The organism is Herbiconiux solani NBRC 106740 (assembly GCF_001571005.1).
Classification (GTDB): domain Bacteria; phylum Actinomycetota; class Actinomycetes; order Actinomycetales; family Microbacteriaceae; genus Herbiconiux; species Herbiconiux solani.
This window is the reverse complement of the sequence record NZ_BCST01000005.1, coordinates 319,438-334,622: the sequence shown is the minus strand read 5'-3', so window position 1 is coordinate 334,622 and position 15,185 is coordinate 319,438. Positions and strand designations below refer to the sequence as shown.

The window sequence follows — 15,185 nt, the reverse complement described above, 5'->3', positions numbered from 1 at the left end:
CGTTACGCTGATGACACTATCCGCCCGGTCTGTCAGGAGTCAACATGGTCTTTGCCTATGACACCGAGGCGACGCTCGCCTTCACCTCCGCGCTCGTCAACACCGGGGAGCGGGTCTCCAACTCGACCGTCGACACCCTGGCCGACACGGACGCGCTCCGGGCGCTCCTCGACGAGAACGACTACTCGGGCCGCCGTGACGGCGACGCCGCCGAGCTCGAGGCCGTCCGCGCGCTCCGGCCCCTCTTCCGGCGCTTCTGGGAGCTCGACCGCGACGACTCGGTCGCGCTGGTCAACGGCATCCTCCGCGACGCGAACGCCCTGCCCCAGCTCGTGCGGCACGGCGACTGGGACTGGCACCTGCACGCCACCGAGTCGGATGCCCCGCTCGCGACCCGCATGGCCGTCGAGGTCGCGATGGCGTTCATCGACGTCATCCGCGGTGACGAGCTCGATCGACTCAAGCGCTGCGCCGCCGACGACTGCGACGGCGTGCTCGTCGACCTCTCGCGCAACCGCTCCAAGCGCTTCTGCGACGCGGGCAACTGCGGCAACCGGATGAACGTGCTCGCGTACCGCGCGCGCCAGTCGTCGGGCGCGTGACGGCCGGTGAGCGCTCGCCGGAACCGCCGGAACCGCCGGCCCCCTAGAGCAGCTTCCGCAGCGTGCGCAGGTTGCGGGTGGTCGTGGTCGACTTGAACCGCGCCTTCGCGAGGTACTTCGCGAACACCGTGTCAGTGCTCGAACCCTTGGGGCACTCCCAGTAGACGACCCTGGTCGCCAGGCCGTCCGGCCCCCGTGCGGCCCGCTCGCCGAGCTCGCCGGGCGCCGCAGGGTCGAGGCCGGCCGCGGTCTCGGCCACCTCGTCGAGCACGCCCGCATCCGAGCTGAACACCACGTACGGATGCGTCTCGTCGGTCTCGGGGAAGGGGTATCCGTCGACGATCGCAGCCAGGTCGTCGTGGGCGACGAGCACGATCCAGGCGTCGTAGCCGAAGCGCTCGGCGAGCCCCTTTTCGATCCGGGCCTTGAGCGCCGGCCGATCGCCGTCGGCGGTCTCGAAGACGACGTTGCCCGAGGCGAGCACCGTCTTCACCCCCGCGAACCCCAGCGAGCGGAACAGTTCGGCGAGCTCGGCGCTCTTCACCGTCACGCCGTTCACGTTGACGCCCCGGAGCAGCGCTGCGTATCTCATGGCCACACCGTACCGCCGCCCACCGACACCTCGCCCCCTGACGCATTCCCCCGACACCGAAGCGGGCCCACCCCGAAGGATGAGCCCGCCTCGCGTTGTCTGGTCGCGCGATGCTAGTGCTGCTGCGCCTGACGACGACGCTGCATCACCATGACGGCACCGGCGGCGAGAAGCAGCGCACCGAGCACGGCGAACGGTGCCACGACGGCGCCCGTCGAGCCGAGCGCCGAGGCGCCCGAGCCGGCGGTGGCCGACGAGCCGGAGCCCGATCCCGAGCCGCCCGTGCCGGCGCCGGCTCCCGCACCCGCTCCGCCGGCCGGCGGGTTCGAGGTGCCGGTGCCCGCAGCGACCACGGTGAACTCGGCCGTGACGACCTTGCCGCTCTGGCGGCCGGTCAGCGTCACCGAGTGCGCGCCGAGGTCGGTCGGTGCGGTGAAGGTGTACGAGGCGTCGCCGTCGATCACGTCGTCCGAGCCGAGGTCGACCGGCGTCGAGGCTACGACGGCCCCGAGCTGGCGGTCGCCCTGGAAGCCCTCGGCCGCGACCGAGAGCTCCTCGCCGGGAGCGACCGTGGTCTTCGACAGCGTCGCCGAGGCGTTCGCGCTCAGCGAGGCGGTGTTGCGGTTGAGCTCGAGCGCGTTGGCCATCGTGAAGAAGTTGTCGGTCTGGTCGGTGAGCCCGACGACCTGTGCTCCGCCGGGGCCGTAGGCCGCGATCCGCAGCTGGGTGCCGGTGTGCTGCTGCGAGCCGCCGGCCGCGGCGGTGCCGTAGGCCACCTTCATGACGCTTCCGTCGGCGGTGGTCAGCGCGGTGCTGAGCGTCGCCGGGGGAGTGCTGTCGACGATCTGCGAGGTGTGCGCGTGGTCGGCGGTGACGATGACGAGCGTGTTGCCGTCCTTCTCGGCGAAGGCGAGGGCCGCCTGAACGGCCTCGTCGAGGTCGAGGGTCTCACCGATCTGGCCGCAGGCGTTGGCCGCGTGGTCCTGCTTGTCGATCGAGGCGCCCTCGACCTGCAGGAAGAAGCCCTTGTCGTCGGCGCCCGAACCGGTGTTCAGGAGGTCGATCGCCTTGTTCGTCAGCGACGACAGCGACAGGCCGGACTCCAGACGGGCCGGGTTCGGCTGGCAGGTGACGGGAGCCAGGCTCGCGCCGCCCACGGTCGCCTCGGAGGGCGCGTAGCGGGTCGGGAAGTTGCCCGGGGTGAAGAGGCCGAGAACCGGGGCGGTCTGGTCGGCCGCCTTGACGGCGGAGAGCCCGGCGGCGTCGGAGACGAGCTGGTAGCCGCGGTCCTGAGCCTGGGCGAACAGCGTCTGGCCGTTCCACTGGCCGGCCTTCGCGGTCTGGTTGAAGGTGGCCGAGCCGCCGCCGAGGGTCAGGTCGGGGCGGGTGTCGAGCAGCTGCTCGCTGATCGAGCCGAGGCCACCGGCCACGAGGGCGTCGTCACCGCAGGTGGTGCTGTCGGGGCCGTAGCAGCTGCGGGCGTCGACGTGCGCGACCTGGACGGCGGGAGTCGCATCCTGGATCTCGGCGGTCGAGACGTCGCCGGTCTTCAGACCGTTCGCCTTGGCGATCTCGATCAGGGTCTGCTGCGGCTTGCCGTCGATGTCGACCGAGATGGCGTTGTCGAAGGTCTTGGTGCCGGTCGACCACGCCGAGCCGGTCGCGGCGGAGTCCGGCACGTAGTCGGGCTTGCCCTTCGCGTCGCCGTCGCGGTAGAGCGAGTAGGTCGTGTACTGACCGGTCAGGGGCAGGGCGTCGATGCCGGGCAGCTCGCCCGCGGCGCCGTAGGCGTAGTTGCGGGCGACGGTGATCTCGGAGTCGCCCATGCCGTCGCCGATCAGCAGGATGACGTTCTTGGCCGGCCCGTCGACGATGGATGCGCGGAGGGCCGCGGTCTTGTCGCCGGAGTTGCGGGTCGCGCCGCCGTTGACCGAGAGGTCGTCGCCCGGATCGGCGAAGGCCGCGACGGGGAGGCTGATGCTCGCGGCCGTGAGGAGGGCGGCGGCGATCAGTGCGCGCCTGCCGCGGCGGAAGGGGGGATGTGACGCCATCGTGTGCTCCGTGCTCGAGAAGTGTGAAGGGCACCCGTCCGGGTGCATCCACCAGCAGAGTCCCCGCGGGGGAAAGGAGACTGAACCGGAGGCGACGCCCGGGTGAACGCAGAGCATCCGGAGTCTGTACCCCGGATGGGGGCCGGGACATTTGCGGCAGCTATGAAAGCGCCGGGGCCGCTGGAGTGCTGGAGGCACGGCGAGCCACAATGGAGGGTGACGAACACCCCGACGCCCGACGAGCTGCACTCGACCGGGCGCCGTCGCGCCGTGCTGGCGAAGCTGCCGCGGATGTACCGGCCGGACGGGTCGCCGATCCGGGTGCTGCTCGTCGACGACGAGCAGGTGCTGACCAGCCTCGTCTCGCTCGCCCTCGGCTACGAGGGGTGGACCGTCGACGTCGCCCACGACGGCGAGACCGCCCTCGAGCGTTATCGCGCAGAGCGGCCGGATGTCGTCGTGCTCGACATCATGCTCCCCGACATCGACGGGATCACACTGCTGCGCCGCCTGCGCGAGGTCGAGGCGACCTCGCCCACCCTCTTCCTCACCGCGCGCGACTCGATCGACGACCGGATCATCGGGCTGACCGCCGGCGGCGACGACTACATGACCAAGCCGTTCAGCCTCGAGGAGCTCGTCGCGCGCCTGCGGGGCCTGCTCCGCCGCTCGATGATGGTGACCTCCGACGAGGACTCCCGGATCATCGTCGGCGACCTGCTGCTGGACGAGTCGAGCTACGAGGTCAACCGGGGAGGCGCGCAGATCACCCTGACCACGACCGAGTTCGAGCTGCTGCGGTACTTCATGCGCAACCCCCGCCGGGTGCTCTCGCGCGCCCAGATCCTCGACCGGGTCTGGAACTACGACTTCGCGGGCAAGGCGAGCATCGTCGACCTCTACGTCTCGTACCTGCGCAAGAAGATCGACGCCGACCGCCCCTCGATGATCCATACCGTGCGGGGCGTCGGCTACGTGCTGAGGCCCGTCGAATGAGCGGCCGGCGCCCCTGGTCGCTGGCGAACCGGCTCGTCGTCGGGGTGGCCGCCGTGGTCGCGGCCGTGCTGCTCACGGTGGGTGTGGTGAGCGTGGTCACGGTGACCTCGTCGGTCACCGCCGTGGTCGACACGCAGCTCACCGGGTCGTTGTCGGCGCTCCGGCACTCGGTCGAGAAGTTCCATTACGGCTCGCCGGCCGGCAGCGGATCGGCCTCCGGCAGCAGCGCCCCCACCCGCACCCCCAAGCCCTTCGTCGACTTCGTCGGCCACGGCCCCGGCGCGATCATCGCCCTGATCGAAGACGGCCGGGTCGTCGACTCGGCGCAGTTCTCCGACTCTGACGCCCGCACGCTCGATCCCGCCGTGATCGCCGCCCTCGAATCGCTCACGCTCAGCGACGGCCAGCGTCAGAGCATCCCGCTGCCCGGGCTCGGCGGCTACCGCGTCGCGACCTCGACCGACAGCCAGGGCGGCACCCTGGTCGCCGGCATGTCGATGGCGACGGCGGACGCCGCGGTGCGCCAGGAGACCCTCATCCTCGTCGTCCTCGCCCTGCTGGCCCTCACGATCATCGTCTTCGGCACGATCGTGGTGGTGCGGCTTGGTCTCCGCCCGCTCTCGCGGGTGGTCGGAACGGCGGTCGAGGTGACGACCCTGCCGCTCGACCGTGGCGACGTGGGGATCACGACGCGGGTGCAGGCATCCGACACCGACCCGCGCACCGAGGTGGGCAAGGTCGGCGAGGCGCTCAACCGGCTGCTCGCGCACGTCGACGACGCCCTCGCGGTGCGTGCCGCGACGGACAGGCGGATGCGCCGCTTCGTCACCGACGCCAGTCACGAGCTGCGCACCCCGCTCGCGGCGATCCAGGGCTATGCCGAGCTGACCCGGCAGGACAACGCCGAGCTGCCCGACATCACCGAGTACTCCCTGGCGCGGATCGAGTCCGAGGCGCGGCGGATGAACTCCTTGGTCAGCGACCTGCTGCTGCTCGCCCGGCTCGACGAGGGTCAGGACCTGCACCTGGACCGGGTCGACCTCGGCGAGGTCGCCGAGAACGCGATCAGCGACGCCGGGGCGACCTGGGCGGGCCACCGGTGGTCGATCGCGATCCCCGACGAACCGGTCGTCGTCACCGCCGATCGCGAGCGGCTGCACCAGCTCGTGCTCAACCTGCTGTCGAACGCCGCCACGCACACCCCCGAGGGAACCGCGGTCGCCGTGCGCGTCCGCGTTCCGGAGGACGGCGTCGTCGAGCTCGCGGTCGCGGACGACGGCCCCGGGATCGCGCCCGAGCTGGTGCCGGAGCTCTTCGAGCGCTTCGCCCGGGGTGACTCGTCGCGGTCGCGGCGGGCGGGCAGCTCGGGGCTGGGGCTCGCGATCGTGGCCTCGATCGTCGAGGCGCACGAGGGCAGCATCGCGGTCGACTCCAGCCCGGAGGGGACGACGTTCACGGTGCGGCTGGCGCGGCTCGGGAGCCCGGGTGCCGCGGCCACCAGTGACGGGGAACTCGACGGCGATCGAGACCGCAGCGATCGAGACCGCGACGGCGACGGCGCCCGCGGCGAGGTCAGGCCCTCCGGCGGTCTCCCGCCACGGCCGTGATCCGGATGACCACGGTCGCCACGACCACGGCGGCCGCCGCGATCCAGGCCGTCGTCGCGACCGGAGCGCTCAGCAGTTCGCCGGTGGTGCGCGACACGGCGAGCCACGCCAGGCCCCAGGCGAGCGAGGCGGCGGGCGCGAGCCGGCCCCGCCCGTAGGCGGCCAGCGCGATCCCGGCGAGGGCGGCGACGATCACGATCGCGATGCCCCAGCCCTCGGCGGGCGCGCCGAAGCCGTCGAAGCCGCCCGCCTGCAGCGCCGCCGTGACGTTCGCGGCGGTCGCGACGCAGACCCAGCCGAGGTAGAGCCCGATCGTGCCGTCGAGCACGATCGACTCGATCACGCCCTGGCCGCGGCGGCGCGTGCGCACGACGAGCACGAAGGTCACGAGCAGAGCGGCCAGCAGCAGCACGATCACCACGACGCTCAGCGCGAGCAGTCCCGCCTGCACGCTGAGGATCCACGCCGCGTTGAGGATGAGCGTGACCGCCACCGGGTAGCCGAGCCGCCGCTGCCGGGGTGCGGCCGCCTGGCGGGGCAGGAACTGCCAGACCGCGTACGCGATCAGCCCGAGGTAGATCACCGACCAGATCGAGAAGGCCGGGCCGGCCGGGGCGATCAGCGTGGAGTCGGCGCTGAGCGCCCCACCCGCGGCCTCCTGGATGGGCGTACCGCCCGCGGCGCCCGACCCGACGAACGAGCCGATCACCGCGAAGACGGCGCTCGCGGCCACGACGACCTGGCGCACGCGATCGGCGGAGGTCGGGGCCCCGGCGTCGGTGGTCGACGAGTGGATGGGATGGGTCGCGGTCATGATCGCCTCCGAGCTGGTCGTCCGGCCTGTTCCGAACATCGGGCTGCCTGTTTCGCTAACCAGCTTAGTTACTTCGCGCCTTAATCGCCCGTGCCCCGCGCTGCCAGGGACGGCTCCTCAGACCAAGCCTCAGGCCGTGACCTCCGCCAGCGCCATTGCCCCCACGATCTCGGCCCGCCCTCCGGTCTCGGCCGCCAGCACCCGCAGCGCACCGGCCACCGCGGGCTGGGCGTGCCGCTCGATCGAGGCGCGCACCCCTTCGACGAAGGCCGGGCTGTTCGCCCCGAGCTCGCCGCCGAGCACGACGGCGTTCGGGTTCAGCAGGTCGCAACAGGCCGCGAGCACCCGGCCGAGGATGCGGCCCGACTCCTCGAAGACCCGGTAGCTCGGCGAACCCGGCCGGGTCTCGGTGAAGGGGTCGATCGACGGATCCTGCCGGGTGAGCGCGATCTGCGCGGTCACCGCGCCGACCGAGACCACGGCCTCCAGGCATCCACGGTTGCCGCAGCGGCAGACCTCGGTGCGGTTGGGGAGCGCGATGTGCCCGATCTCGCCGGACAACCCGCTTACACCGCGGAACGGCTTGCCGTCGATCACCAGGCTCGCGCCGACCCCGTTCGAGACCTTGACGTAGAGGAAGGTGCCGGCCCAGCGCCCGACGCCGTGCCGCAGCTCGCCGTAGGCGCCGAGGAAGGCGTCGTTCTCGATCCGGATCGAGGTGCCGAGCAGTTCGCCGAGCGTCGCCGCGGGCGCCATCCCGATCCAGCTCGAGAGGATCGTGGGCGACCGCACCAGCCCGGTGCGCGAATCGACCGGGCCGGGGATGCCGACCACGAGTGCCGGGGGCATCTCCTTGCCGGCCTCGTCGAGCAGCTCGCGGAGCAGGGCCGCTGCGGTCTCCATCGCCTCGGTGCCGCGCAGGTCGACGTCGATCAGCAGCTCGCGCTCGGCCGAGAAGCCGTCCCGAGCATCCGCCACCGCGACCCGCACGTGGTTGTGGCCGAAGTCGATCGCGGCCGTGACCCCGGAACTCCGCGCCAGGGCCAGACGCGTCGCCGGGCGGCCGCTGCCGGAGCCGGCCCCCTTCGGGCTGGTCGTGATCTGCCGGAGCAGCCCCCGGCCGAGCAGTCGCGAGACGGCCTGGTTGATCGTGCTCTGCGCGATTCCGGTCGCCGCCGCGAGCTCGGCGCGACTGCTGTCGCCGGCGGCCCGGACGAGCTTCAGCACCGCCTCGTCCGTGCGGGAGCTCGCGAGGTCGTCGGGGTGGGTCATGGATCGCAGGCTAGCGGATGGCCCCAGGAGGGCGCTCAGGAATTAGAACGCGTTTCAGCAAAAAAACCCGGAATCGAGTTTTAAAACGGATTGACCACCCCGAACGGGGCTCATAAAGTCGTGCTCGGGGGCGAGTATCTGTCCCTACGGGCAAATCGGCCCACCGACGTTGTCAGAGAGGACAGCGAATGCAAATCCTGAGAAACAGGCTGGCGAGCGGTGTGGTCGCCGCCGCCACCGTCTGCGCATCCCTAGGGGCGTTCGGGGTGGGTGCGGCCAGTGCCGCGACCACCGACCCGAACCCGGGGCAGCTCGAGTTGGCGCACGCGCAACTCGCCCGTCAGGCTGCGGCCGACGGGATGGTGCTGCTGAAGAACGACGGCGGCAGCCTCCCGCTCGCCGAGAGCGGCCCGGTGGCCGTGTTCGGTGTGGGCAGCTACAAGACCGTCAAGGGCGGCACCGGATCCGGTGACGTCAACAACCGCTACACGATCTCGGTGCGGCAGGGGCTGGAGAACGCCGGCTACACCGTCACGACGAGCCCCGGCTACTACGACGCCATGAAGGCCGCGTACGACGCGAAGTACGCCAACGCCTCCGGCGGCTTCGGCAGCCCGACCGTCGACTACTCCTCGGTGGAGCAGGTGCTCACTGCCGACACCGTGGCTCCCACCGCAGCCACCGACACCGCGGTGTTCGTGCTCGCCCGCAGCTCGGGCGAGGGCGCCGACCGAAAGTCCGGCGCCGGCGACTACCTGCTCACCGATGTCGAGCGCAACGACATCGCGCTGATCGGGCAGACCTACAAGAACGTGGTCATCCTGCTCAACGTCGGCGGAGTGGTCGACACCTCGTTCGTGCCGGCGATCAACGCCGACACGAAGGATCCTGCAGGCGGAGAAGCCCTCGACTCGGTGCTCCTGATGAGCCAGGGCGGCCAGGAGACCGGCAACGCCGTCGCCGACGTGCTCGCCGGCAAGGTCACCCCCGCCGGCAAGCTCACCGACACCTGGGCCTCGAAGTACTCCTACTACCCGGCCTCGGGCACCTTCGCGAACAACGACGCCAACTCGGCGACCGAGCAATACAGCGAGGGCATCTACGTCGGCTACCGCTACTTCGACTCGAAGTACGCCACCATCGACCCGGCCGACCCGGCCGGCGTGGTGAGCTACCCCTTCGGCTTCGGGATGTCGTACACCGACTTCCAGGTCGAGCCGGTCTCGGTCACGGCCGACTCCGGTCAGGTCACCGTGCGCGCCCGCGTCACGAACACCGGCGACACCTACTCGGGTCGCGACACGGTGCAGGTCTACTACTCGGCACCCCAGGGCGGGCTCGACGAGCCGTACCAGGAGCTCGCAGCGTACGGCAAGACCGACGTGCTCGCCCCCGGTGAGTCGCAGACCCTGACCATCTCGTACACCACCACGCAGATGTCGTCCTACGACACCACCCGCGCGGCCGAGGTGATGGCCGCGGGCGACTACGTCGTCCGTGTCGGCGACTCCTCGCGCAGCACCCAGGTGGCCGGCGTCGTCCGGCTGGGCGACGAGCTCGTCACCGAGCAACTCGCCAACGAGGTGAACGACCAGGCTCCCGACAGCGAGCTGACCAGCACGCCCGAGGAGTTCTACTCCTACGAGGGCGAGGCGGCCGAGATCGCCGCGGCTCCCGTGATCACGCTCGACACCACCGGTTTCGTCACGCCGGACAACTCCTCGGAGTTCCAGCAGGATGTCGCGGTCGACCCGGCCTCGCCGTACGCGGCGATCGACGGCTCCACGATCTCGAGCGTCGCGGCGCACGTCGACCCGACGGTCACCGACTGGGAGGGCACCGGAGCGCCGTACCAGGCAAAGACCGGTGAGACCGTCACCCCGACGACCCCGGTCGCCGGAGCGACGCTGTTCGACGTGGCCAAGGGCACGGTGAGCATGGACCAGTTCGTCACGGGCCTCTCGCTCGTGCAGCTCGCCACGATCGCCGAGGGCTCCTCGGGCCGCGGAAGCATCGCCAGCGCCGTCGGCGCCGCCGGCTACACCACCTCGAAGTACGAGGGGCAGGGCATCCCGGGCATGACGCTCGCCGACGGCCCCGCCGGACTCCGCATCACCAAGGAGATCCAGGGTTCGACGCCGAGCTACCAGTTCGCGACCGCCTGGCCGATCGGAACCGCGCTCGCCCAGACGTGGGACCGCGATCTGATCCAGCAGGTCTCCGCCGCGATCGGCGCCGAGATGGCCGAGTACGGTGTCACGCTCTGGCTCGCGCCGGGCATGAACATCCACCGCGACCCGCTCAACGGCCGCAACTTCGAGTACTACTCCGAAGACCCGCTGGTCTCCGGCCTCACGGCCGTGTCGACGACGCTGGGTGTGCAGAGCGTTCCCGGAATCGGTGTGACGATCAAGCACTACGCCGCCAACAGCCAGGAGACGGCGCGCACCACGTCGAACTCGGTGATCGGCGAACGGGCCCTGCGCGAGATCTACCTGCGCGGGTTCGAGATCGCGGTCAAGGGCGCTCAGCCGATGGCCGTGATGACCTCGTACAACAAGATCAACGGCACGTACACCTCGGGTTCGTACGACCTCGACACCGACATCCTGCGCGGTGAGTGGGGCTTCGGCGGCCTGGTGATGAGCGACTGGGGCGCGGGACCGCGCACCGGTGCCACCGCCGTGATGTACGCCGGCAACGACCTGATCGAGCCCGGAGGAAACCCCGGCGAGATCGTCAACGCCTCGAAGAAGACCGCCCCGAGCATCGACTCGACCGGGCTGCCCGTCTACACCAAGACGGTCACACCCACCCGCACGTCGTGGTCGTGGCAGTTCAACGGTCTGACCCCCTCGGTCACCGGTGCCGACACGGTCAGCAAGACGATCGACGCGAACACCGACTTCGGTGCCGCGCGGGCCTCGGGAACGATCACGCGTGACGCGATCAACAACGAGGTGTTCGCCGCGACGGCCCAGCCGGCGAGCGTCCAGGCCGCCTACGACGAGGTGCAGTCCTACCTCACCGGGGCGAACAGCTCGGCGCTCAACGCGACGCAGCGGCCCGCCATCACCGTGACCGACGTGGTCCGCCAGAACCCGGCGGATGCGGCGAGCCCGGTGGTGTCGTACACCGTCACGGTGCGGGGCAACTACTCCACCACGGGGTACAACCTCCGCCTGGGTGACCTGCAGCGCAGTGTCTCCACGATCCTCGACGTCGCCATCCACACGGCCGGTTTCGAAGAGCTCGCCACGAACAAGGGCGTCTCCGGGATCGACGTGGGGCCGTACTCCGAGGGCTACACCGACCTGCAGTCGCTCGTCTCGGTCACCCGTGGCTCCGTCTCCGACGGCACCACGGAGCGCATCGACGGCGTCGACCGCTACGAGGTCTCGGTGAACACGTCGAAGGCGGGCTTCCCCGGCGGCGCGGACACCGTGTACGTGACCTCGGGCGAGGTGTTCCCGGACGCCCTGTCGGCCGCCCCCGCGGCGACCCTCGGCGGCGCGCCGATCCTCCTCACCCAGGGTGCGGCGCTGCCGGCCTCGGTCAAGGACGAGATCAAGCGTCTCGCCCCGAAGTCGATCGTGATCGTCGGTGGCGAGAGCTCGGTCAGCGCCGCGGTGGCGACCGACCTGGCCTCGATCGGGACGGTCAGCCGCGTGAGCGGCAGCGACCGGTACGCGACGTCGCGGGAGATCGCGGCGACCTCGTTCGCGAGCGGATCGAAGGTCGCCGTGCTCGCCACGGGGACCAGCTTCCCGGACGCGCTCTCCGCGGGTGCCGCGGTCGACGGCAAGGCGCCGGTCATCCTCGTGGACGGCTCGGCTCCGACCATCGACGACGACACGGTCGCCCTGCTGGAGAAGCTCGGTGTCGACACGGTGCTGATCGCCGGTGGTGAGGCCTCGGTCTCTCCCGGCATCGCCACCCAGGCCGCCACGTTCGGCTCGGTGAACCGGCTCGCGGGCGAGGACCGGTACGCGTCCTCGCGGGCGATCAACGCCTACTTCTTCAAGTCGGCGGACGACGTGGTGATCGCGACCGGGGAGAAGTTCCCGGATGCCCTCTCCGGGTCGGCGTTCGCCCCGCGCATCGATGCTCCGCTGTTCACGGTTCCCGGCACCTGCGTGCCGGCCGAGACGCTGGCGCAGATCGAGGCGCTCGGCGCGAACAAGGTCACCCTCCTCGGCGGCGAGCTGACGCTCTCGCCCGAGGTGGCGAGCCTGACCCCGTGCGCGGCGGGCTAGCGTAAGTCGGCGAAGGCCTCCGGGCAGGATTTCGGGTATCGCACCCGGGATCCTCCCGGAGGTCTTCGTCGTTTCCGGGCTCTCCGCTAGCGTGATCGCATGGCCGATCCCGACTCCGATCACGCCCCTGCCGTCGCCGCTCCGGGGTCCGCGATGCATCGCTCGATCGTCGCCGCCCGGCGGGTGGTGAGCGGCCCGAACAAGCCGGCCCTGGTGGTCTCCTTGCTGGTGTCGCTGTTCGCCGCCCTCTTCGTCACCTCGTACAGCCTGGCGATGGGCAACCCGCAGCCGCACGACGTGCCGATCGGCGTCGTCTCGCAGTCGGTCACGCCGACGAGTCTCGACCAGAGCCTGCAGTCGGTGACTGGTACGTCCTTCGACGTGCGCTCCTTCCCCGACGAGCAGTCGGCGAGGGATGCGATCGAGCAGCAGGACATCTACGCCGCCGTCGTCGACGAGGCCGGCACCACCGCGCAGCTGCTCATCTCGAGCGCCTCGGGTGCATCCGTCGCCCGGCTGATCGAGAGCGATGCCACGCAGCTGGGCACGTCGCTCGACGTGACCTTCACGGTCACCGACCTCAACCCGCTGAGCCCGAGCGACCCGGGCGGCCTGGTGCTGTTCTACCTCGCGCTGGCCTCGACCATCATCGGCTTCGTCGGGGCGATCCAGACCCGGGTCAACGCGGGTGGCCTGACGCTCGGCGGCGAGCTGGCGTGGGATGCCGGGCGGGCGGTGCTGGTCGGCTTGGTCGTCACGCTGACGGCCGGTCCGGTGCTGCGGTTCGAGAGCTTCCCGTTCCTCCCCGTCTGGGGCGTGCTGTCGACGAGCGTGTTCATCGCGGGCGCGGTGTACAGCTTCTTCCGCGTCGTGATCGGCGGGAAGTGGGCCCTGTTGCCGACCTGGATCCTGTTCATCCTGATCAGCAACCCCTCGTCCGGTGGGGCGGTCGCGCCGCAGCTGCTGCCGCCGTTCTATGAGTTCATGGGCCGATGGCTGCCCACGGGCGCGACCGTCCGGGCGCTTCGCGACCTGACCTACTTCCCGGATGCCTGGCACGCCGAGCCCTACCTGGTGCTCGGCGCCTGGCTGGTCGGCTCCACGGCGGCGTTCGTGATCGCGCGGCGGATCAAGTACGGCCCGGGCCGCGTCGAGACCGTCGAGATCAGTGTGCCGGGCGAGAAGCCCGGCGCGATCGACGTCGTCGAGGTGCCGGCGTCGGCCGAGCGGCGGATCGGTTCGGACGGGCCTTCGGCCGCTCCCTGACGGGGAGCGCGCACCTCCCGCGCACCTCGACCACCTCTTGTGCTCTGTTCGTGATACGCAATATATTGCGTATCACAGAATTCCCCCACCCCACTCGAAGGAGAGCAGCATGACCGCCTACCCATTCGCCCCCGCGGCGGACAAGCCCACGATCGTGCTGGTGCACGGCGCCTTCGCCGAGTCGTCGAGCTGGAACGGGGTCGTCGACCGCCTGCTCGCCGAGGGCCTGCCGGTGCTCGCCGTGGCGAACCCGTTGCGCGGACTCGCGGCCGACGCGCAGTACCTCCGCAGCGTGCTCGACCGCATCGACGGCCCGGCGATCGTCGCGGGCCACTCCTACGGAGGGTCGGTGGCGAGCGAGGCCACGGAGGGCGCGGGGTCGGTGCGGGCGCTGGTGTTCGTCGCGAGCTTCCTGCTGGAGCCCGGCGAGAGCACGGGTCAGCTGGCCGCGAAGTTCCCGGGCGGCGAGCTCGGCACCGCTCTGCAGCCGGTGCCGTACGCCTTCGGGTCCGCCTCCGGTGACGACCTCTACATCCAACAGGACAGGTTCGGCCCGGTCTTCGCCGCCGACGTGCCGGAGGGCGAGGCGGCACGGATGGCCGCGACCCAGCGCCCGATCGCCGCGGCGGCGCTCGAGGACGCGGCCACGGCGGCCGGCTGGCGCGAGATCCCGTCGTGGACCCTGATCACGCGGCAGGATCTGGCCGTGCCTGTCGAGTCGCAGCGCTTCATGGCCTCGCGGGCCTCCTCGCACGCGGTCGAGATCGACGCGTCCCACGCGGTCACGGTCTCGCAGCCCGGGGCGGTCGCCGACCTCATCCTCGAGGCCGTGCGCGCGACGGCGCCGGCGGCCGGCTGAGCGCGCCGCTGCTCCGTCAGGCGGGGCAGCGCTCGCTGGGGATCGTCTTGACGGAGACGTTCTCCGGCGGGAGCACGGCCTCCGTCGCGATCTGGATGTCGGCGACCTTGCCCTGGATGATCCCGAAGACGATCCAGGCACCCTGGCCGTCCGTGAGGCCGTAGTACGGGTACTCCTCGGACTGGTACATCCCGGTCTTCTCGATCCCCGGGTAGGTGGCGAGCAGCTCGTCGAGCGTGGAGTCGATCCCGATGCCCTCGGCCGTCCGGGGAGTCGTCTCCCGGGTCTCGGGCCCGGTCCCGCCCCCGTTGCCGAAGGTGACGCCGACGGTGCTCCTCGGTTGCTGCGGGCCTCCGAGCATCAGGACCGAGAAGCCCGAGGGCGCCTCCAGATCGAGGTAGTACTCGGTGCAGCTCGGATCGGTGATGTCGGTGAAGTCGGGGACCACCTGCCGCTGGTCGTTCATCGGCACACCGAGCGAGACGGGGCCGACGCCGTCGAAGCGGATGATCCAGGTGCTCGGGTCGGACGGGTCCATCGCCGGGCCCGCGGGCGCCTGGGGCGCAGCCGGATCGGTGGGGGCCGGTGCGGTCGGTGCAGGGGTGGGCGTGGGCGACGGCGAGGCGGTCGAGGCCGGTGTCGACGTCCGGCTCGGGGTCGGGCGCGGGGTCTGCGAGGCGCTCGCGCCCGGCGTCGCCGAGCCGGCCGTGGGAGTGCTCCCCGGCTGGACGACCGTGACCACGACGACGATCGCCACGACCACCGCCACGGCGAGAGCGATGATCCCCACGATCACCGCTCGACGACGGGGACGCGGCTGCACCGGGGGCGTGATGTCACTCATATCCCCTAGTGTCCGCTCGCGCGATC

At 71.0% G+C, this 15,185-nt stretch carries 11 protein-coding genes; 6 read left to right on the top strand and 5 right to left on the bottom strand.

What is annotated here, in order from left to right:
• Positions 1-44 precede the first annotated feature (44 nt).
• On the top strand, positions 45-602 hold the full coding sequence (locus HSO01S_RS11295; RefSeq protein ID WP_066041392.1) for a CGNR zinc finger domain-containing protein: 558 nt from the start codon (positions 45-47) through the stop codon (positions 600-602).
• 43 nt (positions 603-645) lie between these two features.
• On the opposite strand, the gene HSO01S_RS11290 is transcribed toward HSO01S_RS11295, so the two are convergent.
• Together HSO01S_RS11290 and phoA are read right to left on the bottom strand one after the other, a co-directional pair.
• A complete protein-coding gene (locus tag HSO01S_RS11290; protein ID WP_066041389.1) occupies positions 646-1,194 on the bottom strand; it encodes a DUF1697 domain-containing protein in 549 nt (182 codons plus the stop codon).
• A 113-nt stretch (positions 1,195-1,307) separates the two neighbouring features.
• Positions 1,308-3,245, bottom strand: a complete 1,938-nt coding sequence (phoA, locus tag HSO01S_RS11285) for an alkaline phosphatase (RefSeq protein ID WP_066041387.1) — start codon at positions 3,243-3,245, stop codon at positions 1,308-1,310.
• A gap of 291 nt (positions 3,246-3,536) precedes the next feature.
• On the opposite strand from phoA, the gene HSO01S_RS11280 reads away from it, so the two are divergent.
• Both HSO01S_RS11280 and HSO01S_RS11275 read left to right on the top strand, forming a co-directional pair.
• Positions 3,537-4,241 carry a response regulator transcription factor gene (locus tag HSO01S_RS11280; RefSeq protein WP_169799980.1) on the top strand — a complete coding sequence of 235 codons (705 nt, stop codon included), beginning with the start codon at positions 3,537-3,539 and terminating at the stop codon, positions 4,239-4,241.
• Positions 4,238-5,848, top strand: coding sequence for a sensor histidine kinase (locus HSO01S_RS11275; protein WP_084361575.1), 1,611 nt, complete (start codon positions 4,238-4,240; stop codon positions 5,846-5,848). The genes HSO01S_RS11280 and HSO01S_RS11275 overlap by 4 nt, the downstream gene beginning before the upstream one ends.
• On the opposite strand, the gene HSO01S_RS11270 is transcribed toward HSO01S_RS11275, so the two are convergent.
• Both HSO01S_RS11270 and HSO01S_RS11265 read right to left on the bottom strand, forming a co-directional pair.
• Positions 5,814-6,662: a TspO-related membrane protein gene (locus HSO01S_RS11270; RefSeq protein ID WP_066041577.1), complete on the bottom strand. Its 849-nt coding sequence runs from the start codon at positions 6,660-6,662 to the stop codon at positions 5,814-5,816. The two genes, HSO01S_RS11275 and HSO01S_RS11270, sit on opposite strands and share 35 nt — an antisense overlap.
• A gap of 129 nt (positions 6,663-6,791) precedes the next feature.
• The gene (locus HSO01S_RS11265) at positions 6,792-7,934 is read right to left on the bottom strand and encodes an ROK family transcriptional regulator (RefSeq protein WP_066041384.1); all 1,143 of its coding nucleotides are present in this window, start codon (positions 7,932-7,934) and stop codon (positions 6,792-6,794) included.
• 188 nt (positions 7,935-8,122) lie between these two features.
• Here HSO01S_RS11265 and HSO01S_RS11260 point away from each other — a divergent pair, with 188 nt between their 5' ends.
• The 3 genes from HSO01S_RS11260 (at position 8,123) to HSO01S_RS11250 (ending at position 14,315) form a co-directional block, all read left to right on the top strand.
• Positions 8,123-12,190: a cell wall-binding repeat-containing protein gene (locus tag HSO01S_RS11260; protein ID WP_084361574.1), complete on the top strand. Its 4,068-nt coding sequence runs from the start codon at positions 8,123-8,125 to the stop codon at positions 12,188-12,190.
• 99 nt (positions 12,191-12,289) lie between these two features.
• A complete protein-coding gene (locus tag HSO01S_RS11255; RefSeq protein ID WP_066041380.1) occupies positions 12,290-13,456 on the top strand; it encodes an ABC transporter permease in 1,167 nt (388 codons plus the stop codon).
• Positions 13,457-13,565: 109 nt separating this feature from the next.
• Positions 13,566-14,315 (top strand): alpha/beta fold hydrolase, encoded by a 750-nt coding sequence (locus HSO01S_RS11250; protein WP_066041379.1) that lies wholly within the window; start codon positions 13,566-13,568, stop codon positions 14,313-14,315.
• Positions 14,316-14,331: 16 nt separating this feature from the next.
• On the opposite strand, the gene HSO01S_RS11245 is transcribed toward HSO01S_RS11250, so the two are convergent.
• On the bottom strand, positions 14,332-15,159 hold the full coding sequence (locus HSO01S_RS11245) for a hypothetical protein (protein ID WP_157079024.1): 828 nt from the start codon (positions 15,157-15,159) through the stop codon (positions 14,332-14,334).
• Positions 15,160-15,185: the final 26 nt, after the last annotated feature.

Coding starts and splice junctions, on each gene's coding strand:
- HSO01S_RS11295 (WP_066041392.1), top strand. CDS start 45: ATGGTCTTTGCCTATGACACCGAGGCGACGCTCGCCTTCACCTCCGCG.
- HSO01S_RS11290 (WP_066041389.1), bottom strand. CDS start 1,194: ATGAGATACGCAGCGCTGCTCCGGGGCGTCAACGTGAACGGCGTGACG.
- phoA (WP_066041387.1), bottom strand. CDS start 3,245: ATGGCGTCACATCCCCCCTTCCGCCGCGGCAGGCGCGCACTGATCGCC.
- HSO01S_RS11280 (WP_169799980.1), top strand. CDS start 3,537: ATGTACCGGCCGGACGGGTCGCCGATCCGGGTGCTGCTCGTCGACGAC.
- HSO01S_RS11275 (WP_084361575.1), top strand. CDS start 4,238: ATGAGCGGCCGGCGCCCCTGGTCGCTGGCGAACCGGCTCGTCGTCGGG.
- HSO01S_RS11270 (WP_066041577.1), bottom strand. CDS start 6,662: ATGACCGCGACCCATCCCATCCACTCGTCGACCACCGACGCCGGGGCC.
- HSO01S_RS11265 (WP_066041384.1), bottom strand. CDS start 7,934: ATGACCCACCCCGACGACCTCGCGAGCTCCCGCACGGACGAGGCGGTG.
- HSO01S_RS11260 (WP_084361574.1), top strand. CDS start 8,123: ATGCAAATCCTGAGAAACAGGCTGGCGAGCGGTGTGGTCGCCGCCGCC.
- HSO01S_RS11255 (WP_066041380.1), top strand. CDS start 12,290: ATGGCCGATCCCGACTCCGATCACGCCCCTGCCGTCGCCGCTCCGGGG.
- HSO01S_RS11250 (WP_066041379.1), top strand. CDS start 13,566: ATGACCGCCTACCCATTCGCCCCCGCGGCGGACAAGCCCACGATCGTG.
- HSO01S_RS11245 (WP_157079024.1), bottom strand. CDS start 15,159: ATGAGTGACATCACGCCCCCGGTGCAGCCGCGTCCCCGTCGTCGAGCG.